The organism is Mycobacterium bulgaricum (assembly GCF_041287165.2).
GTDB lineage: Bacteria > Actinomycetota > Actinomycetes > Mycobacteriales > Mycobacteriaceae > Mycobacterium > Mycobacterium bulgaricum.
Map to the genome: position 1 here is coordinate 337,780 of NZ_JBGGKV020000001.1, position 18,881 is coordinate 356,660.

Here is an 18,881-nt window from a genome sequence, read left to right on the forward strand (position 1 = left end):
CATCAGTCGGGCAGCATAGGCATCTCCAATCCGGGGTCGCGGCCCACCAGGACGCCGCGCGTCAGCGCTGCAGTGCCATAGCGTCCCCGCACCTTGTCGATCGCCAGGTCGATCGTCAGCGAGTCCCTGGCTTCTGCGTCGGCAAGCGGCAACTCCAGCTGCTGGGCACCCTCGCGGTCGATGTTGCGCACCGCGAACCCGATCAGCGTCAGCCCACGCTCGGTGATCAGGGGCTCCGCCGCCGCGACCAACCGCCGGGCTGCACCGAGTATTGCGTCGGTCGACGCCGTCGCCCTCGGCATCGTGTGCGATCGGGTCACGCGGCCGAAATCGTCGAACCTCAACCGCAGCACCACGGTTCGCCCCGTTCGGTCGGCCTTGCGCATGCGTCGGGTGATCCGGTCGATCAGGTTGACGACGACCGCGTCGACCTCGTCGGCAGTCATCGAGTTGCCCGACCGCCCCAGCGCGCGTTGTGCCCCCACCGAGCGGCGCCGCTGGCCCGTCACCACCCGGCGCCGATCCACGTTGTGCGACAACGCGAAAAGCTGCCGCCCCATTGCGCCGCCCACCATGGAACCGAGCATCGGCTCGCTCAACTCGGCGACATCGGCGACGGTCTCGATGCCGTGGACCCGCAGCTTGTCAGCCGTCTTGGCGCCGACACCCCAGAGCCGACGTACCGGCAGGGGATGCAGAAACGCCAACTCGCGATCGGGAGGCACCAGCAGCAGCCCGTCGGGCTTGGCTTCCTGGCTGGCGACCTTGGCGAGGAACTTCGTCCGCGCGATCCCGACCGTGATGGGCAGCCCGACCTCGTCCCGAACCCGGTCCCGCAGCCGCGCACCGATCTGCACCGGCGTCCCCGACACCCGCCGCAGGCCCGACACGTCGAGGAAGGCCTCGTCGACCGAGAGTGGCTCGACTATCGGTGTGGTGTCGCGGAACACCTCGAAAACCGCCTCGCTGGCCTGCGAATACGCCGACATGCGTGGCGGGACGACGATCGCGTGCGGGCAGAGCGCGCGGGCCTGGCGACCGCCCATCGCCGTGCGCACGCCGTAGGCCTTGGCCTCATAGCTCGCCGCCAGGACGACCCCGCCGCCGACGAGCACGGGCCTGCCCCGCAGGGACGGATCATCGCGCTGCTCGACGGATGCGTAGAACGAGTCGAGGTCAGCGTGCAGAATCGTCGCGCCGGACACGAACATATGTTCGCATCGGGCACCGACAGATCAGTGGGTTTCGCCGTAGATGCTGGTCACCCACACGTGCACGAGGTTGTCGAGGACCCGGTCGTCGGGCAGGGCCGGCTGGTGGCCGATGAACGACGACACCATGACCGCCTCGTTCATCAGGTTCAATGTCGTGGCCAGCTCACGCGCGGGGATCGTCGTCGGGGCCGCCCCGCGGGCACGCTCGGTCTCGATGACGTCGGTGATGTGGTCGATCCACCGCTGCATCGATGTCGCCCACAATTCGCGCGACTCGGTGTCGGTGGTCTTGGCCGCCGTCGCGGCCGCGCACACGGCGCGATGAGCGCCGAACGTCTCGACGAACACATTGATGCCACGCCGCCAGATCATGCGTCGGTCCTCGGGCGGGTGCGCGATCAGGTGCAACAGCGCGGCGTCGGCATCGGCGATGACCCTGCCGAGCAGGCTGTGCAGGACGGCGTCCTTCGAGGAAAAGTAGAAGTAGAAGGTCGGCCGCGAGATCCCGGCGCCCTTGGCAAGGTCGTCGACGGAGATCTCGGCCAGTGGACGCGTTTCGAGCAGCCGCTCGGCGGTCTCCAGGATGGCCAGCTCGCGGTCGTCCCCGGACGGCCGGGCCGACCGGCGTCCGCGGGTCGGTCGGGCTTGGCTCACTGAGGTCACGCCGCTGACTTTACACGGTGTTGAAACTTTCGACAGGGTGTTGACTGGTTCGACACGCTGTTGATAGCTTGACGCCATGACCGAATTTGTCGACGTTGTCATCGTCGGAGCCGGCATCTCCGGCATCAGCGCAGCCTGGCACCTCCAGCAGCAGCGCCCCGGCACGAAGTACGCGATTCTTGAGCGTCGGGACAAGCTTGGCGGTACCTGGGACCTCTTCAAGTACCCCGGTATCCGCTCGGACTCCGACATGTACACCCTCGGGTTCCACTTCAAGCCGTGGGCCACCGATCAGATGATCGCCGACGGTCCTTCGATCTGGAACTACCTGAACGAGGCCGCCAGCGAGAACGGCATCGCGCAGCACGTCCGTTACGGGCACAAGGTCGTCGCCGCGAACTGGTCCGACGAGGACCGCCGGTGGGAGCTCACGATCGAGCGCGACGGCGAAGAGATCCAGCTGAACGCCGGCTTCCTGTGGGCCTGCAGCGGTTACTACAACTACGACCAGGGATTCTCGCCCGAGTTCCCCGGCGCCGACGACTTCGCCGGCACGATCATCCACCCGCAGCACTGGCCCGAAGACCTGGACTACCAGGGCAAGAAGATCGTCGTGATCGGCAGCGGCGCCACCGCGATCACGCTCATTCCCGCGCTGATCGACAACGGCGCCGGCCATGTGACGATGCTGCAGCGCACCCCGACCTACATCGGCTCGCTGCCGGACAAGGACCCGTTCGCCGCGCGCGCCTACCGCCTGCTGCCGGAGAAGACGGCCTACACCGCGGTGCGTTGGAAGGCGATCCTGGCGGCCACCGGGCAGTATCAGCTCGCGCGGGCGCTGCCGAACGTCTTCCGAAAAGCTCTGCGCACCATGGCCGAACGGCGACTGCCCGAGGGCTTCGACTACGACAAGCACTTCGCGCCGGACTACAAGCCCTGGGATCAGCGAGTGTGCCTGGCCCCCAACGGCGACATCTTCAAGGCGATCCGCAAGGGTAAGGCCGACGTCGTCACCGACACCATCGAGCGCTTCACCACCGACGGCATCCTCCTCAGCTCGGGCGAGAAGCTCGACGCCGACATCATCGTCACGGCAACGGGTTTGAACGTCCAGTTCTTCGGCGGGGCGAAAGTGCTGCGCAACGGCGAGCCTCAGGATCTCGCCGATTCCGTGGCCTACCGGGGCATGATGCTGTCCAACGTGCCGAACATGGCGTTCACCTTCGGCTACACCAACGCGTCGTGGACCCTGAAGGCGGACTTGACATCTGAGTATGTCAGCCGGCTGCTCAACTACATGGCCGAAAACGGTTACGACACCGTTGTGCCCCGCGAACCCGGCAGCGACGTCGAGCGGCTTCCGTTCGTCGACCTCACATCGGGATACATCAAGCGAGCGCTCGACCGGCTGCCGAAGTCCGGCTCGAAGGCGCCGTGGCGGCTCAAGCAGAACTACCTCGTCGATCTCCGGGTGATCCGCAACGGAAAGATCGACGGCGACGAGCTCGCATTCACGAAGGCGCGCACGCCGGTAGCGGTGTAGCCCCGCGATTTCAGCCCGCAGCGACGACGACGATTCCGTCGTCGTCGCTGTAGGCGATGTCGCCCGGGGTGAAGACGACGCCGCCGAACTCGACGGCTTCGTCCCGAACTCCCGCACCGGTCTTGGTGCTCTTGCGCGGATTCGTGCCGAGCGCCTTGATTCCGATGTCGAGCGTCCGCAGAGTCGACGCATCACGGACCGCCCCGTTGACGATCAGGCCGGTCCATCCGTTCGAGCGGCCCAGTTCGGCGATCAGGTCGCCGACGAGGGCGGTGTGCACCGAACCGTCGCCGTCGATGACTAGGACCCCGCCGTTGCCCGGTTCGGAGAGCACCGACTTGAGCAGCGCGTTGTCCTGGAAGCACCGCACGGTGGTGATGGGTCCGGCGAACTGGGAGCGTGCGCCGTACTGTCGAAGCTGCAGATCGCAGCTCCGGACATCCGGGCCGATCTCGTCGACCAGGTCTGCGGTGGCGCGAGGCGTGACAGTCATGTGCGTCAAGGACTTTCGATCAGTTGTCGCTGTTGCGCCGAGCGGCGAGCAGGACGACCACCACCGCAAGGACGCCGGTCACGAGTGCTGCGACGAGCGGCAGACGGGACGCCTCGGGCGCGGTGATCGCCACCGGTGCCGGGGACGAGACAGCGTTGCTTGCAGTCGCCACGGTCGTCTTCGCCTGTGCCGCAGCCTCTTTCGCAGCTGACGCAAGATCGGCGTCTGCGGCAGGCGTCGGGGCCTTCTTGGCCGGGGCAGCCTTCTTGGCGGGCGCTGCCTTCTTGGCGGCAGCCTTCTTCGCAGGTGCTTTCTTGGCGGGGGTCTTCTTGGCCGGCGCCGCTTTCTTGGCGGGCGCTGCCTTCTTGGCGGCGGCCTTCTTGGCCGGCGGGGCCGGTGGCGGCACCGGTGGGGTTGCGCTGTCGGGACTTTCGTCAGGCCGATCCGGCTCGTCTGCCATGGCCACCATCATGCCAGGTCGGTGCGAGCCGACCCGGCGGTGTCAGCCGGTGACCGAAAGGGTCGCCGCGGCGGCCAGAGCGGCCGCCATGAGGGACAGTTCGGCGTAGGCACGGGTCCGCGACACGGTGGCGGTGCTGCGGTGTGCGCGTGCCGAGGGCAGCCAGATCTCCCGGTTGCGCCAGGCCAGCACGAGCAGCACCGCCGTGAGCAGGATCTTCGCCGTCAGCACCCGGCCGTAACCCGTCGTGGCGAGCTCGGCGGGCGAAGCCAGCAGCGCCACACCGCCCACGGCGCCACCGGCGAGCAATGCGGCGACCGAGGCGAGCGACAGTTGCGAGAACCTCGGCAGCACCCGCGCCCACTGCCCCCGGTGATCGACGGTGAGAACGAGCGCCGCCAGCACACCGCACCACAGTGCGGCGGCCAGGGCGTGGACGGCGATGGCGACGCCTCCGAACGGGCTGTCGGCCAGGTGTCCGGTCAGCGGATGTCCCATGACGCCGATGCCCGCGCTGCCCGCAACGATCACGGTCACCGGGCCGGACCGACCGGCCAGCGTCGCCGCCGCGCACACGACGGCGGCGGCGATGATCGTCAGAAGACCGGCCCGTCCCACCGCGGTCTGCGTGGCGAAGGCCCACGCGGTTCCCACCCCGAGGTCGGTGGCCGCGGTGCCTGCGGCCTCCGCACCGGCAAGCACCAGGCGCATGAGCTCGGCCACCAGCCACACCGCCGAGGCCGACACCAGTGGCGCCGTGGCGCGTCGGGTGAGCTCGGCCCGGTATCGCGGCCCGTCCAGCATCGGCACCACCGCCAGCCCCACCGTCACCACGGCGGCCGCGTCGGCCACGGCCCGCACCAGTGCCGGGCCCAACATGCTCGCCGGATAGGCCAGGGCCCAGGCCACTACGCACGAGGCCGCGGTGACGAGTGCACCACCCGCCACCGCCCGGCCGTGCGTCACGACCGGCGCCGAACCGCCCAGATGGCGCCCGCCGCCACGATCACCGTGACCCCGGCGACGAACGGCCACACGGGCAGCCCGTCCGCGGGGGCGTTATCGGTCGGCGCGCCAGCAGAGGTGGCCGTGGTCGTCGCCGTGGGTGCCCCTGGCGTCGCCGCCGGCTGGGGGCCCGCCGCGAGCACCTCGTAGGTCCACGCGCCGGTTACCACGTGGCCGTCGGCCGACGTGGCGCGGTAGTTCACGGTGTAGGAGCCTGCCGGTGAGCCGGGCTTCACGGCCACGCTGATGTCGGTGCCGTCGACGGCGGGTTCGCCGTCGCCCCACTGCGCGCCGTCGGGTCCGACGACGGTCATGGCCGCGAACTGCGGCTGCATCGGTTCGTTGAAGGTCGCGCTCACACGTGCCGGCTGTGTCTGCAGGGTCGCGGCATCGGCGGGATCACTGGCGACCAGGGCGGCATGGGCCCAGGCCGTGCCTGCCGCGCCGAGCGCGCCGGAGGCGAGGACGGCAGTCGCGGCCGTGAGGGAGAAAGCGCGCAGCGCGCGCTGAATCGTTGTCATTCGATGGTTGCTTTCTGGGTCGATCGGAGTGTTGGGTCAGCGGCTCTCCGCGACCGGAGGACCCCGATGCGAGATCGACGACGCCAGCACCAGTGCAGCCCGCATGGGCTGGTCCGCAGTCCGTAGCGCGGCAGTCCCGGCCGCGGACACCGGCGGGGGCGCACTCGGCGCCGACGCCCGTATCGCCTGCGACAGTGCCCGGCACAGACGGTCGCCCACACCGATCAGCGACGCGGCCGCAACCGTGGCCCCGACGTGCGCCGCGACCATCGCCCACGGGGGCGCGCCGGTGCCGTGGTGATCTCCGTGCACCGCCAGGACCGCGTGCCCCGCAACCTGTCCTGCTGCGAGAAGCGCTCCCAGGACGCGGGCGTCCCCGGCACGCGCCGACGATGACGCCAGACCCCCGACGGCGCCGGCGATGACGAGCAGTTGGATCGCGGTGACGCCCAGCGGCAGTTCGCCGCCGCCGACGCTGTGCGCCGCCAGCGTGAGCGCTGCCGTCAGCAGGCCCGCCGCCGAACCGCGCAGTCGCGCGGGGGCTTTCGACAAGGGGTCAGACCACGCCGAGACGGGCCATCAGGTCGGCGTCGATGCCGTCGAGCTGCTCGCTGATGGCTGCGTGCGCGGGCCGGCGACGGGGGGAAGGCATGTTCTCCGCCGCGGCGACGGCGGCGGCAAGATCGCTGAGCCGGTCATTCATCGCGCTGACGAACTGCTTGGTCTCGGCGTCCTTGGGCCGCTTGTCGGTCAGCAGGCGCAGCGACTGCTCGGCGCCCGAGATGCGTGCCGACAGCTCGGCGCCGTGCCCCGAGAACTGGCCCAGCTGGGTCAGCGGCACCCCGAGCCGGTCGGCGCGACGCTCGTCGATCAACCCCCGCGCCGCGATGGACGCCCGGTAGACGATCGGCACGGCGACGGGAGCCAGCAAACGGGTGATCGTGAGCACCCTGCGAACTTTCGTGGGGGAGAACAGCTTGCCCTCCCGAACGGCTTTCAGCTGCGTCTCAGCAACTCTGAGAGCGGCGCGGTCACTTTCCCGCTGGGCGCGCAGCTGGGACTTGAGCGCGCGCGTCTGGGCTTTCTGCTCGGCCTTGAACCGTCGGACCTCGTTCTTGGCCGACAGTTTGGCTTCGAGCTTGGCCTTGGCCTTGATGGCGCGAGCTTCGGCCCTGCGGGTCGCGCGGGATTTGCGTCGTTTGAACAGACCCATCCCTGCGGCCTCCCGGTTCGTCTCATCGGCACAGTCCGCCGGGTAACCGGCGGTGACGGTGTCCAACCCTATCGTTACCCGCTCACCAGGGTGGTCCCGCTCCCCGCCGGGCTGCCTGTTTGAGCTTGGCAGCAAACCGCGAACGCGGATTGTGCGAGAATCGACCGGACATCGGGGTGAGACGGCGTCAGTGCGTCGAAGGGTGGGTGACGACGTGGGTTCGCGTGCGCGCATCGCGACAGCGTCCTGCTTTGTGGCCACCGGACTGCTGGTCGGCGGCCTCGGCACCGCAACCGCCTTCGCAGATCCCGGGCCGGCCACCGGCGAAGAAAGCGCGCCGAGCGAGGGCAGGCACACCAGCAAGCGTCACCGTCCCCCACGGGCGGAGGACGCCGGCGGCGACCCCGCCCCGGCGCCGAAAGGCGACGACGATCCCCCCGGCAAGGTCGACGACCCCGTCGACGAGGCGGACGAGCCGCCGCGCCCGCCCTGCTGCGAGGAGGGCGAGGAAGACTGTGGGCCCCCGTGGCCCTGGCCGTGGCCGGAGACGCCCGAGGTGCCGCCGCCACCGGAGGACAACGACAGCGACCGACCGCCCGTAGGCGTGCCCCCGAGCATTCCGGGAGCACCGGCGGCCGGCGGGGCGGGGCGCCCGGACGTGATCGACATCGTGCCGGGGATCGAGATCGCGTCGACGGACGTGCGCGCCGCGCCGGTCAGCGTGCCCGTCTTCGTCCCCGCACCGATCGGTGCGCCACCCGTCGCGGTGCCGGCCGTCGGGCCGGGTGCCGGTCCCGCAGGCGCCGGGCCTGCGTCGGGGCTCCCCGGGGCCGCGGCCCCCGCAGCGCCGCGTCCGATCGGCGCGGCGCCCCAGCAGGCACGTGAACCGTTTCCGGCGTCGGTGGGTGGTGGCGCCACGATGCCGGCGTCGGGCAGTCGCGTCGGCTACGGCGAATACCTGCGCTCGGCGGGTATCTCTCAGATCGCTGCGCTGGCCCTGCCCGGGCTGGCGGGGATCCTGGTCCTCACCGGTGCGGGCGGACTGCTGGGATACCGCCAGGCCAAAGCCGGACATGGTGTGCGCAGCAGTGGAATTGCGCGATTCATGAACTGAGGAGAACGCTCACCCGTGACGGAAGAGCAGCGCATAGTTGTCGATATCGAGAGGGGGAAACATGCCAGCGAGCCGCAGTGTCACACGCGCGGTCAGCGAGGTGCTCGATCTGGCTCCACGACGGGGTGAGGTGTCGCTGCCCCGGCTGGTCGAAGCCGTCAGCGAAAGCCGCGGCCGGGCCATCGAGCTCGCGACTGCCGAACTACCGCCCGGGGTGTGCGGTCAGTGGCGGCAGTACGCGGACCGGGACGTCTTCCTGATCCAGCAGGGTCTGCCGGCCTGGGACCGCACGCTCGCCCACGAACTGGGCCACCTCGTCCTCGGGCACGAGGGGATCCCCGTCGTCCAGGCGGCCAGGGACAGCACCGAGCTCGCCAGCTCCGAGCTGATCGGGTACATGCTCAACCAGCGCACCGGATGCATGGGCCCCAGCGGCGAGGACGCCGAGCAGGAAGCCGAGGACTTCGCGGCGCTGCTGATCTATCGGCTGGGACGCCTGCCGTCGGACCGCTCGTCGATCGTGCAGGTTCGCCTCGGAGAGGCATTTGGTTGATCATCTGGGTGATCGCCGGTCTTCTCGGATTGGCCACCGGCCTCCGCATCGGTTGGGCCCTGGTCAACAAGCAGTCGCTGGTGAGCACCGCCATGATCCTCGCGTTGGGCAGCCTCGGCGTTGTCGCGGCCCTCAACTGGGAGCCTCTGACCCTGCTCATCGACACTCTGCTGCGCTGGCCGAACATCTCGATGGGCCTGAGTCAGGTCGCGCTGATCGCTTGTGCGGCAGGCAGTTGCGTGATGATCACGACCGTCTCCTCCATCCGCACCCCGGCTGCTGCGAGGAAGATCGCCCTCGCCCAGTACGGTGTCGCCGCGGTGATCGCCGGCATCAGCATGACGATCTTCCTGATGGCGGGTCAGCAGCCCGAGATGTCACCCGAGGAGTACCTGAGGCGCAACCTCAACTCCGGCGGTAACACGCTGCCGTGGCTGATTCCGCTTCTGTACGTGCTGATGGCGTTGAGCCTCGTCGCCTGGGCCGGCCTGCGGCACTCCAACCGGACTCGGCGCGGCCGCGCGCTGTTCGTGTTCACGGTCGGCATCGTGCTGATCGTGCTGGCGCTGGCCTTCATCCTGCTGCGGGTGGCGGGCACCAAGGGCCTCGTCGGCGTCGGGGCGGCCGCCACGCTGCTGGGGTGCGCGATGCTCGTGGTGGCGGCCGGGTCACTGTTGCCGAGCCTGGAGGACTGGTTCGGTGCGCGCAAGGAACTGCGCACCATAGCGCCGCTGCTCGAGGAGCTGGGGCGCCGGCACCCCGACGTGGGGATCGGTGTGCGCCCTCGGGGCCCGCTGGTGTTCCGCGTCGCCGAGCGGATGTCACTGATCTCCGACGCGCTGTTCCTGGAGGCCACCGCCGCCGACGGCGCCCTGCGTCCGGTCGATACCGCGGGCGCCGACGTCAGCGATCTGGACGAACTCCTCGAACGGTCCGAACTCGAAGCGCCGGACGTGTCACCGATCGAGCAGGCCGCCGCGGTGGCCGCGTGGATCCACGAGGGCCACGACGGGGTCGCCGGAGACGGACGGGACAAGTTTCCCGGCCTGGCGTGGCTGCGCCAGCCATCGACCTACTCGGACCGGGAATGGATTCTCGAGATCTCCCGCCAATACCGACAGCTCAGCGGGGTTTGACACCCGTCACCGAGCGTGCCGGCGCGGATGCGTTGCCGACCGATTCGCCGGCACCCGCACCGGGCTAATCGTCGAGGTTTTCGCGGCGACGCAGTTCATCGACCTTCTGAACGATGTCCTGCTTGGCTTCCGCCGACAACCCGACCGTGCGTGCCGCAATTCGGCGAACGCCTTCATCGCGCATTCCGGCGAGCAGCGTCAGCTCCTTGTCGAGCTTCTCGTAGTACTCGTCGTCGGTGAAGTAGGCGGGTTTGATGCGGAAGAAGTTGGCAAGCGCCGCCATCGTTGCCACGGACGGATTGGTACGGTTGCCGGAACGCAGCTGGGACAGGTACGGCGCCGACATGGTGACACCCTCCGCCTTGAGTGCTGCGATCACCTCCGCAGAGGTGTGCGGCCCACGTCCGGGCGGGTAAACGGTGTCGAACAGCCGATTGAGGCGAGCGGCAAACGTGTTGCTCATCGTTGTGACCTCCACATACAGGCGAGCGGGTTCATAGGGCGGCGTATTTGCTGATCATCGTAGCGACAGTTGTGGCCACAACCAAGTGCAAACCGCGTAAAAGTCAACCAGGATCACGTTGCAGTGCTCCGCCGTCGACTCCGGTGCAACGCATAACCGCACCTGGCACCGCCATCGTACGGTGCGGCTAAGCAAATAATAACGGCACCGTAGTAACGGTAATCACGCCTCTTTTGCAGCCGCAGTCACACAAGCCCCTCTACTTTTCTCGGGCAACTCTCAGGTCTTTGACTCCGCAAGGCTTCATGGGTTTGCTGGCAGCGCATTGTTAGCCAATGCTCAGATGATCGGCAGGGGCATTCCGTGCCACGTGAGACTGCAAACTCGAGCAAGCACGCCGAGGAGGGCAGGTGATGAAACTGTCAGTAGCCAGTGGCAGGACAGAGAGTGTCGGGCTCAGGCGGCGAGGAGCATGGCGAGTATTGCGGTGTCGGGGTGACTGATCGGGTCGACGCCGACGCGACTCACCATGGACGTCACGGTGCCGTCCGACTCGGCCTCCACCCAGGCCGCCCGGTGTTCGAGCCCCAGGTGCGGCAGCCCGGGTAGCAGAACGCATCCGGAGGCCGCCCCACTGCACTCGGGAAGCGACGGCATGGTCTCCGACGGCGGGTGCAGCATCATCAGCGCCGGAGGCTGGTGGTCGGCGAAGTGACCCGGCGGCACCGCCGTGTCGCCGACCACGGTTCCCTCGGCGAGCACCAGGCCGACCGTTCCGGGTGCCGGCTGCTCCGGCAGTTCTTCCCGGGCGCCGAAGATGGTGGTGGTCGACAACAGACCCGGCAGGGATGCGACCCGGACGGCCACCATGAGCAGCTGCGCCCACTCCTTTGTGGAGTCCGGCCACCTGCCCGACACCACGAACCCCTTGAGGGACCCCTGCGAATGAAACGGGGCGATCTCGATCGCCCGCCCGGACCCGAAATCCATGTCTCAGAATGCGACAGGGACGCGTTGGGGCGCAACAGGACACCGTTGCCGGCAGGTAACAATAGGGCCACCGTTGCCGGCAGGTAACAAATAAGCCACCGTTGCCGGCAGGTAACAATAAAGCCACCGTTGCCGGCAGGTGACAAACGAAACCCGGCTCGGTCGCGGGGACCGAGCCGGGAATGGGTTCGTACAGACGACGCGGTGCGTCAGGCGGGCGGGTAGACGCCCATCTGCTTGCCCTTGTCGGTCTGCCAGAAGATGTCGGAGATCTCGTCGATCGTCTTGAGCAGCTTCTCGGCGACGGCCGCGTCGAGCGACTTCTTCACATCGCCCGCGCCGTGGACGCCGTCCCAGAACAGCTGGTGCAGGTTCGGGAACTGCTCGAAGTGGTCTTTGGTGAAGAAATCGGCCCACAGGACCATCAGGTGGTGCTTGACCTCTTCGGCCTGACGCTCCTTGATGATGATCGCGCGGGTCTTGAAGTGCTCGTCGTCGGAATCGTGGTACTTCTGAATCGTCTTGAGGCAGGACAGCGCCTCGATCTTGGCCTGCGCGGGATCGTAGACGCCGCAGTACAGATCGCAGTGTGCGTGAGCGGGTGTGGCTTCGGAGAACACGGAGTCGAAGAGTCGATGCAGCATGTGCCCTAACTTACCCTTAGGCCATGCGGCGTAACCATGGGCCGTCCCGGTGGTTCGGCAGCGGATTGGTGCGCCGCTTCGTCGTCGTCGAGGACTCGATGCGTCCGGCCCTGCTGCCCGGTGACGGGCTGCTCGCGGTGCGGGGCGGGACCCCGAAACAAGGTCAGCTGCGGGTGTTTCCCGACCCGCTGCTCTCGACGCGCTACCTGATCAAACGTGTCGGGGGAGTGCGCGAAACCCCTTCGGGCACAACCTTCGAGGCGCTGTCCGACAACGCCGGCGCGCCGGGGGTGACGGATTCGCGGGAGTTCGGCTGGGTACCTGCGGCGGGTTCCTACCGGGTCCTCTGGACCGCGCGGAAGACGTAAGCCCGGGGTCAGTACAGGACGATGAGGGCGAGGATGCCGAGCAGGACCAGCGCGATGAGTCCGGCACGCAGGCATGCCATGAGCTGGCTGCGGGTGTAGGCGCGCGCAGAGGACTGCCATTCCGAAGGCGGAAACGCGGATCCCGACCCCATCGACGACGACGCCATCAGATGCTCCTCACCTGCACGCTCTGATACCTCCCCCGAACGGCATACGGTTCCCGCCAGTTCAGTGACATCAGTCACAGAACACTCATGTGACGGCGATCATAACGCCTCATGTTCGCTGCCGAGAAATCGGACGCGATCGCGGTGCTAAGGCACCGAAATGCTTAGACCGGCGAGCGATTTCGCTCTGAGCAGATCCGGGCTTGTTGATCGCGGCCAGGGTGTCGACGCGGTTATCCACAATGTTGACAGGTGTTCACTGCGACTGACTGCACCGCAGCGATCGTCCGCCCGGGGGCGACCTGTGGATGAATCTGTGGAAACTGTGGATAGCGGCGGGAAGTCGTCGGTATTGCTGCTGGTGCGTCGTCGCCGGGCCGTGTCAGCATGTGGTCATGGATGACACCGACGTGCCACAGGTGGCGATCGGCGACGTTCCGACGAACTTCGACGCCGGCGACGGAACCACGGTCCTTCTCGATGTCCGTGAAGACGACGAGTGGCAGCGGGGTCATGCGCCGGGCGCCCAGCACATCCCGATGGGGGATGTGCCGGCGCGGCTGGCGGAGATCGACACCGAGGCTCAGCTGTTCGTCGTCTGCCACGCGGGCGGGCGGTCGCAGCGGGTCGCGCAGTACCTGGCCCGCAACGGCTACGAGCCGGTGAACGTGACCGGCGGGATGCTCGCCTGGGCCGGAGCGGGACGTCCCGTCGTGACCGACGACGGAGGCCCCGGGACGGTCTGACCTACCCTGTTCTCGTGAGGCTGGTCCGATGATCCAAGTGTGTTCCCAGTGCGGGACGCGGTGGAACGTGCGCGACCGTCAGCGGGTGTGGTGCCCTCGCTGTCGCGGCACCCTGCTCGCGCCGTCGGGGCACGCGCCGGGGCAGGGCTGGGATCAGAGGCAGCCGCCGCCGCAACAGCAGGGTGGCGGACGTCAGGGTCCGCCGTTGCCGTCGGGATATCGATGGGTCGCCGTTCGTCCGGGTGCGCCTCCGCATCCGCGGAGAGGCCGGCGCGACCTGGGCCCGACCCCGCGCTACCAGAGCATCCCGCGATGGGGCCTGGTCGAGCATTTCGAGGGCCCGGCAGAGCAGGCGGTTGAGCGTAAGGGGCCGTCACCGAAGGGCGTTCAGACCACGGTGATGCTGACCGTGGCGGTGTTGGGCGCCGCAGCGTTCGTCCACGTGGTGCGCTACATCCTGCTGATCATCAACCGCAGTGTCCTGCTCAACCCGTGGGTGGCCGCCATCGCAACCTGGGGCGGTGTAGCGATCAGCGTCGTTGCGGTGTTCATGGTGGTGGCCAGCGCCCTCGTGCTGACCAACTGGCTGATCGCACGTCGCGCGGCGGCGTTCGCGCATCAGGGCAGACCGGACCCGAGATCGGTCTGGGAGCTGCGCGCCGGGGCGCTGACCCCGTTCGCCAACCTGCTGTTCGCCCCGGTCTACGTCATCGAGCTCGCCGACACCGAGGGCAGGGAGCGCTGGCTGCACCGGCCGATCATGGTGTGGTGGGTGGTCTGGGTGGCCAGCACCGCCGTCTCGGTGTTCTCGATCGCCACGAGCTTCACCTCCGACCCGCAAGGCATCGCCAACAACACCGTCGTGACGATCGTCGCCTACCTCTTCGCGGCCGCGGCGCTGCTTCTCGTCGCGCAGGTGTTCCTGGGCTTCGAACGTCAGCCCGTCGAACGGCCGTCGCGGCGCTGGGTGATGGTCGGAGCGGTCGACGAGAAATCCGACGAACCCGCGCGTGCAGTTGAGCCGGACGGGGAGAACCCGGCAGCATAGCCCTATGAGCTCCGGCGAGACGTTCGGCGGTCATCCCTTCGTGGTCGCCCACCGAGGTGCCTCAGCCGACCTGCCCGAGCACACGCTGGCGGCCTACGAACGGGCCCTCGAAGAGGGCGCTGACGCCGTCGAGTGCGATGTCCGGCTGACCCGCGACGGCCATCTCGTCTGCGTGCACGACCGCAGGCTGGATCGCACGTCGTCTGGAACGGGCCTGGTCAGCGAGATGACGCTGGCGCAGCTGAAGGAGCTCGATTACGGCTCCTGGCATCCGAGCTGGCGCGAGGACGGCAGCCAGGGCGACACCGGACTGCTTACGCTCGACGACCTGGTCTCGCTGGTTCTGGACTGGAACAAGCCGGTGAAGATGTTCATCGAGACCAAGCACCCGGTCCGCTATGGCGCTTTGGTGGAGAGCAAGGTGCTCGCGCTGCTGCACCGATACGGCATCGCCTCGCCGGCGTCGGCGGACCTGTCACGGGCGGTGGTGATGTCGTTCTCGGCGGCTGCCGTCTGGCGGATCCGCAGGGCCGCTCCGTTGCTGCCGACCGTGCTGCTCGGTGAGACGTCGCGGTATCTGGGCGGCAGCGCCGCGACAACGGTCGGCGCGACTGCTGTCGGGCCGTCGATCGCGACGCTGCGGGAACATCCCGAGCTGGTGGATCGTGCGGCCGCGCAGGGCCGCGCCCTGTACTGCTGGACGGTCGATCACTACGAGGACGTGCAGTACTGCAGGGACCTCGGGGTGGCCTGGATAGCGACGAATCATCCGGGCCGCACCAAGGCCTGGCTGCAGAACGGTCTGACCGGCGCGGGGCGCGACTAGTCGGTGCGCACCGTCTCCAGCCGTCTCTAGAGGGCGCCGCCTGCCGCCGTGGGGGCCGACGGGTCAGCTGAAGGCGCCGAGATCTCGCGGGCCACAAAGTCTTCGAGATGGAACAGGTCGGCGCCCGCACGCTCGGCGATCCGCACCAGCGTGGTCATCTGGGCGACCTCTTCGACCTGCTCTTTGAGGAACCACTGGATGAACTGCTCGCCCAGGTAGTCGCCCTCGTCGCGGGCGGTGGCCGCCAGGCGGCTGATCTGTTCGGTCACCGACCGCTCCAGCTCCAGCGCGAGGGCGATCGCGTCGCGGGGCGTCTCGAAGCTGTTGCGCACCGGATCCACGGCGGGGATCTCGGCGGGGACGTCGCGATCGATGAGGTAGCGCACCAGCATCATCGCGTGATTGCGCTCTTCGACCGACTGGCGATAGAAGAACGAGGCCAGCTGGGGGAGGTCCGCGCCGTCGAAGTACACCGCGATCGCGAGATACTGCTGCGATGCTCCGAGTTCGCTGCGCACCTGGTCGTTGAGCAGGCCGTGAAACTTGGTATCGGTGGAGTCGAGCGGCGATGAGATGGTCATGTACCCAGAATATGGCAGCTCAGAGGGCATTGTCATCGAAGGTGAACCTTAGCGAGGGGAGCGTACCCTTAGTAGGGAACCCAGTGTGACCCGCGCTACATCGTTTGCTGAGGCTACGGGTTGGCGGCGTCGAGGACGTCCTGGGGGATCGGTGCGTCGGAGTTCAGTGCGGTGAACAGCCGGCCCGCCGCGTCGCTGTCCCATTCGACGATCGATCCGGAGCCGTTCTCGGCGAAGTCGCCGATCGGGACCGTGATCGTGGTGAGGTCGCCCCGCAGGGCCCAGCCGAGGCGGGCCAGGTCCCAGATGTGGTCGCCTTCGTTGACCGTCAGGGTGTCCGAGGCGGCACGGGCCATCGGGTACCACCTCAGCGGGTTGAGCAGGACCGAGGGGCTGGAGGCGCGCTCCACCAGTGCCGACATGAACAGACGCTGGTTCACCATGCGGTCGAGGTCGGCGCGGGGGGTGGCGCGGGAGCGGACGAAGCCCAGGGCGTTGCGGCCGTCGAGTTCCTGGCAGCCGGCGGGCAGGTCGATACCGGCGAGCGGATCGTTGATCGGCTCGGCGGGACACATCCATACACCACCGACCGCGTCGACGAGACCGGCGAATCCGCCGAAGCCGATCTCGGCGTAGTGATCGACGCGCAGCCCGGTGGCCAGTTCCACGGTCCTGGCCAGCAGCTGCGGGCCACCGACCGAGAATGCCGCGTTGATTTTGTCGTTTCCGTACTCCGGGATCGGCACGTAGGAATCGCGCGGGATCGACACCATGGTCGCAGCGGTGCCGGATCCCAGGCCGGGTAGATGCACCAGAAGGATCGTGTCGGTGCGACTGGCGCCCAGGTCGCCGCCGGTGGTCAGTTCCGCCTGCTGCTCCGGGGTCAGGTCCTGCCGTCCGTCGGAGCCGACCAGCAGCCACGTCGTGCCGCGCCCCTGCGCGGGGCGGTCGGAGTAGTCGGTCAGCGCCGGAATGCGGGTGAGTGACGAATCGACCCAGACGCCCAGGGCCACGCCCGCGACGAACAGCATCAGCAGGCAGACCAGCGCGATGCGGAACCAGCGGCGCGCGCGCCGGGGTTTTTTCCTCGCGACAGGCGGCGGAGGTGGGGCGGGCCTACCCGGAGCCGGCCGCGGTGGGGCGGGTCGTGGTGGGGCGGGTCGCGGTGGGGCGGACCGGCGCGGCGGCGGCGCGGGTGGTGGCTGTGCGGACCGGCGCGGCGGCGGCGGTGGTGGCGCGGGCCTGCGCTGCGGCGTCGGCGGATTGGGCGGCCACTGATTCGGCGGCGGCGGCCGGTAGTTCGGGTCGCGTCGGATCACCTGCGACGGCTCGCGACGGCCCGGGTTTCCGCGCGGAGGCGGTGGCGGAACCGGCCCCGGGACAGGCGGCCGCTTGTCGGTCACCATAAGAATGTACGTGCGTCAGTGCAGCCAGCCGAGTCGCCCCGCCAGCAGCGAGTAGCCGACGAACGCCACCACGTCGATCAGTGTGTGCGCGATGATCAGCGGCCACAGCCTGCCGGTGCGCTGCCAGACGTACCCGAAGACGAGCCCCATCGCGATGTTGCCCAGCCCCGCGCCGAACCCCTGGTAGAGGTGATAGGCGCCGCGCAGCAGGCTCGAGATCACCAGTGCCGGCCATGGATTGACCTTCAGCTGGCGCAGTCGCGTCAGCAGGAAGCCGACGACGATGACCTCTTCGGCCCAGCCGTTGCCGAATGCGAGCAGCAGCAGCACCGGGATGCGCCACCAGGTGTCGTTGAGTTCGGCTGGCTCGACGGACGCGTTGACTCCGATGATCCTGGCTATCTGGTAGAGCGCGAGCCCCGGGATGCCGATCAGCATCGCCAGCCCGACACCGCCGAGAACGTCCTGGCGCCAACGGATCCGGGCGAGGCCGATGCGTTGGGGGCCGTCTCCGCCGCGCCATAGCAGGTAGACGGCGAGCAGACCCCACGCCAGCAGCTGGAACAGGCTGGCCAGGTTGAGGCCGAGGTCGATCGCGTCGAACGGCGACCGCTTCGGGTTGAGGGCGACGGTCTGTCCGGACAGGCCGAGCAGCACACCCTCGATGAGACGCAGCAGTGCGGTGTAGGCGCTCAGCCCGAACGTGAGGGCCAGGACGACGGCGATCTCGATGCGTAGGGCGCGACGCTGCGCGTCGGTCAGGTCTCCGCTCGGCAGATCTCCGTCGGTCGCGCTCACCGCAGCCACGGTAGCGGCACGCCGGTGACGCGGGTGTTCAGACGCCCCGCGCGCGCAACCCGTTGAGGAAGGGGCACCCCATCAGCACGCGGATGGCCTGGCTCAGGCCGGTCACGTCGTCGACCGGCTTTGCGAACGGAAGCCGCACGTCGTGGTCGCCGTCCTCTCCCTCGACCCGCAGTTGGACGCCGTAGCGGTCCAGGCCCAGCGGCCGTACCCGGCCGCGGCGCAGCGCCGTGGGCAGCCGTGTGGCGAGGCGCTCCACGACGTCGCGGTGCGCGGACTCCATGTGCTGCAACCAGCAGGACTCCATGGCGCAGAACGGATCCGGGCGGGCGCCCAGCAGCGCGCCGAGCGGCACGGACTCGGCGCCTGTCGAGTCGGCGACCACGACCGATTCGATCTCAAGCCGCATAAGGGCATAGCGGGTGTCCCCTTCGCCCTGGGCGGGCCCGGAGTTCACCTGCAGCAGTGCGGGATTGGGGTCGGCGACGGCGATCAGGTCGAGCAGATCGCAAACCTCGCCCGCCGGGACGTCTCGCAGCCTGCCCTGGATCCAGACCAGGGAGCGCACTGGTTCACGGAGAGGCAGCGGTGCGTAGTCGGTCATCTCCAGCACGGCCTGGATGCCGGCGTTGCCCGACGAGACCACCGCCGCAGCCAGCGCGCCGCCTTCCGGAACGGTGATGGCGAACGAACCGTCGTCGAGCAGGTGATGGACCGGAGTGGTTGCCGGATCGAGGCCCTCGACGGCCAGCATCGCGCCGCCGGCACGCGCGCACGCACTCCGGATCCGCTCCGCGGTCGTGGGTGCTGCAGTCAGTGCCGGAGATGCCATCGCGCTACCTTTCGAGTTGGTAAGGTGAGGCTAACTTAACTAGTGATCGATGGGTAGTGCAAGGCTTCCCCGCAGCGGAATGCGATTA

At 68.6% G+C, this 18,881-nt stretch carries 24 protein-coding genes; 8 read left to right on the forward strand and 16 right to left on the reverse strand.

Annotated elements, in window-relative coordinates; genetic code table 11:
• Nucleotides 1–2 precede the first annotated feature (2 nt).
• Both dinB and ACAG24_RS01685 read right to left on the reverse strand, forming a co-directional pair.
• Nucleotides 3–1,211: a DNA polymerase IV gene (dinB, locus tag ACAG24_RS01680; RefSeq protein ID WP_370470967.1), complete on the reverse strand. Its 1,209-nt coding sequence runs from the start codon at nucleotides 1,209–1,211 to the stop codon at nucleotides 3–5.
• Between the two features lie 24 nt (nucleotides 1,212–1,235).
• Nucleotides 1,236–1,877: a TetR/AcrR family transcriptional regulator gene (locus tag ACAG24_RS01685; protein ID WP_370470968.1), complete on the reverse strand. Its 642-nt coding sequence runs from the start codon at nucleotides 1,875–1,877 to the stop codon at nucleotides 1,236–1,238.
• Nucleotides 1,878–1,953: 76 nt separating this feature from the next.
• Between ACAG24_RS01685 and ACAG24_RS01690 the strand changes: the two genes are divergently transcribed.
• The gene (locus ACAG24_RS01690; protein WP_370470969.1) at nucleotides 1,954–3,423 is read left to right on the forward strand and encodes a flavin-containing monooxygenase; all 1,470 of its coding nucleotides are present in this window, start codon (nucleotides 1,954–1,956) and stop codon (nucleotides 3,421–3,423) included.
• A 10-nt stretch (nucleotides 3,424–3,433) separates the two neighbouring features.
• Here ACAG24_RS01690 and rraA read toward each other — a convergent pair whose 3' ends face one another.
• The 6 genes from rraA to ACAG24_RS01720 are packed head-to-tail and all read right to left on the reverse strand — an operon-like array spanning nucleotide 3,434 to nucleotide 7,115.
• Nucleotides 3,434–3,916, reverse strand: coding sequence for a ribonuclease E activity regulator RraA (gene rraA / locus ACAG24_RS01695; protein WP_370470970.1), 483 nt, complete (start codon nucleotides 3,914–3,916; stop codon nucleotides 3,434–3,436).
• A gap of 19 nt (nucleotides 3,917–3,935) precedes the next feature.
• A complete protein-coding gene (locus ACAG24_RS01700; protein WP_370470971.1) occupies nucleotides 3,936–4,376 on the reverse strand; it encodes an Rv3852 family protein in 441 nt (146 codons plus the stop codon).
• Nucleotides 4,377–4,418: 42 nt separating this feature from the next.
• Nucleotides 4,419–5,342: a CopD family protein gene (locus ACAG24_RS01705; protein WP_370470972.1), complete on the reverse strand. Its 924-nt coding sequence runs from the start codon at nucleotides 5,340–5,342 to the stop codon at nucleotides 4,419–4,421.
• Entirely contained in the window at nucleotides 5,339–5,902 is a 564-nt protein-coding gene (locus ACAG24_RS01710) for a copper resistance CopC family protein (RefSeq protein ID WP_370470973.1), read from the reverse strand. The genes ACAG24_RS01705 and ACAG24_RS01710 overlap by 4 nt, the downstream gene beginning before the upstream one ends.
• Before the next feature lie 36 nt (nucleotides 5,903–5,938).
• Nucleotides 5,939–6,454 (reverse strand): hypothetical protein, encoded by a 516-nt coding sequence (locus tag ACAG24_RS01715; RefSeq protein ID WP_370470974.1) that lies wholly within the window; start codon nucleotides 6,452–6,454, stop codon nucleotides 5,939–5,941.
• 4 nt (nucleotides 6,455–6,458) lie between these two features.
• Nucleotides 6,459–7,115, reverse strand: coding sequence for a DUF6474 family protein (locus ACAG24_RS01720; protein ID WP_370471750.1), 657 nt, complete (start codon nucleotides 7,113–7,115; stop codon nucleotides 6,459–6,461).
• Nucleotides 7,116–7,329: 214 nt separating this feature from the next.
• Here ACAG24_RS01720 and ACAG24_RS01725 point away from each other — a divergent pair, with 214 nt between their 5' ends.
• The 3 genes from ACAG24_RS01725 to ACAG24_RS01735 all read left to right on the forward strand — a co-directional run bounded on the left by ACAG24_RS01725 (nucleotide 7,330) and on the right by ACAG24_RS01735 (nucleotide 9,918).
• Nucleotides 7,330–8,229: a hypothetical protein gene (locus ACAG24_RS01725; protein WP_370470975.1), complete on the forward strand. Its 900-nt coding sequence runs from the start codon at nucleotides 7,330–7,332 to the stop codon at nucleotides 8,227–8,229.
• Between the two features lie 61 nt (nucleotides 8,230–8,290).
• A complete protein-coding gene (locus ACAG24_RS01730) occupies nucleotides 8,291–8,782 on the forward strand; it encodes an ImmA/IrrE family metallo-endopeptidase (protein WP_370470976.1) in 492 nt (163 codons plus the stop codon).
• The gene (locus tag ACAG24_RS01735) at nucleotides 8,779–9,918 is read left to right on the forward strand and encodes a hypothetical protein (RefSeq protein WP_370470977.1); all 1,140 of its coding nucleotides are present in this window, start codon (nucleotides 8,779–8,781) and stop codon (nucleotides 9,916–9,918) included. The genes ACAG24_RS01730 and ACAG24_RS01735 overlap by 4 nt, the downstream gene beginning before the upstream one ends.
• A 64-nt stretch (nucleotides 9,919–9,982) precedes the next feature.
• Here the strand turns inward: ACAG24_RS01735 and ACAG24_RS01740 are convergent, their stop codons facing one another.
• The 3 genes from ACAG24_RS01740 to sodN all read right to left on the reverse strand — a co-directional run bounded on the left by ACAG24_RS01740 (nucleotide 9,983) and on the right by sodN (nucleotide 12,015).
• A complete protein-coding gene (locus ACAG24_RS01740) occupies nucleotides 9,983–10,381 on the reverse strand; it encodes a helix-turn-helix domain-containing protein (protein WP_011782790.1) in 399 nt (132 codons plus the stop codon).
• A gap of 456 nt (nucleotides 10,382–10,837) precedes the next feature.
• Nucleotides 10,838–11,371 carry a peptidase gene (locus ACAG24_RS01745; RefSeq protein ID WP_370470978.1) on the reverse strand — a complete coding sequence of 178 codons (534 nt, stop codon included), beginning with the start codon at nucleotides 11,369–11,371 and terminating at the stop codon, nucleotides 10,838–10,840.
• 209 nt (nucleotides 11,372–11,580) lie between these two features.
• Entirely contained in the window at nucleotides 11,581–12,015 is a 435-nt protein-coding gene (gene sodN / locus ACAG24_RS01750; protein ID WP_370470979.1) for a superoxide dismutase, Ni, read from the reverse strand.
• A gap of 23 nt (nucleotides 12,016–12,038) precedes the next feature.
• Between sodN and ACAG24_RS01755 the strand changes: the two genes are divergently transcribed.
• Complete coding sequence (locus tag ACAG24_RS01755) at nucleotides 12,039–12,383, forward strand: S26 family signal peptidase (protein WP_370470980.1); 345 nt, start codon at nucleotides 12,039–12,041, stop codon at nucleotides 12,381–12,383.
• An 8-nt stretch (nucleotides 12,384–12,391) separates the two neighbouring features.
• Here ACAG24_RS01755 and ACAG24_RS01760 read toward each other — a convergent pair whose 3' ends face one another.
• Nucleotides 12,392–12,628, reverse strand: coding sequence for a hypothetical protein (locus tag ACAG24_RS01760; RefSeq protein WP_370471809.1), 237 nt, complete (start codon nucleotides 12,626–12,628; stop codon nucleotides 12,392–12,394).
• Between the two features lie 317 nt (nucleotides 12,629–12,945).
• Between ACAG24_RS01760 and ACAG24_RS01765 the strand changes: the two genes are divergently transcribed.
• From ACAG24_RS01765 to ACAG24_RS01775, 3 genes are read left to right on the forward strand one after another with little or no spacing between them, the layout of a single operon-like run.
• Nucleotides 12,946–13,296, forward strand: coding sequence for a rhodanese-like domain-containing protein (locus ACAG24_RS01765; protein WP_370470981.1), 351 nt, complete (start codon nucleotides 12,946–12,948; stop codon nucleotides 13,294–13,296).
• A 28-nt stretch (nucleotides 13,297–13,324) separates the two neighbouring features.
• Nucleotides 13,325–14,344 (forward strand): DUF4328 domain-containing protein, encoded by a 1,020-nt coding sequence (locus tag ACAG24_RS01770; RefSeq protein ID WP_370470982.1) that lies wholly within the window; start codon nucleotides 13,325–13,327, stop codon nucleotides 14,342–14,344.
• Nucleotides 14,345–14,348: 4 nt separating this feature from the next.
• A complete protein-coding gene (locus ACAG24_RS01775) occupies nucleotides 14,349–15,170 on the forward strand; it encodes a glycerophosphodiester phosphodiesterase (RefSeq protein ID WP_370470983.1) in 822 nt (273 codons plus the stop codon).
• Nucleotides 15,171–15,196: 26 nt separating this feature from the next.
• Here the strand turns inward: ACAG24_RS01775 and ACAG24_RS01780 are convergent, their stop codons facing one another.
• From ACAG24_RS01780 to ACAG24_RS01795, 4 genes are all read right to left on the reverse strand, one after another.
• A complete protein-coding gene (locus tag ACAG24_RS01780; protein ID WP_370470984.1) occupies nucleotides 15,197–15,751 on the reverse strand; it encodes a ferritin in 555 nt (184 codons plus the stop codon).
• Nucleotides 15,752–15,864: 113 nt separating this feature from the next.
• Complete coding sequence (locus ACAG24_RS01785; RefSeq protein ID WP_370470985.1) at nucleotides 15,865–17,157, reverse strand: LCP family protein; 1,293 nt, start codon at nucleotides 17,155–17,157, stop codon at nucleotides 15,865–15,867.
• 15 nt (nucleotides 17,158–17,172) lie between these two features.
• A complete protein-coding gene (locus ACAG24_RS01790; protein WP_370470986.1) occupies nucleotides 17,173–17,964 on the reverse strand; it encodes a CPBP family intramembrane glutamic endopeptidase in 792 nt (263 codons plus the stop codon).
• Between the two features lie 28 nt (nucleotides 17,965–17,992).
• The gene (locus tag ACAG24_RS01795) at nucleotides 17,993–18,793 is read right to left on the reverse strand and encodes a DUF2470 domain-containing protein (RefSeq protein WP_370470987.1); all 801 of its coding nucleotides are present in this window, start codon (nucleotides 18,791–18,793) and stop codon (nucleotides 17,993–17,995) included.
• Nucleotides 18,794–18,881 lie beyond the last annotated feature (88 nt).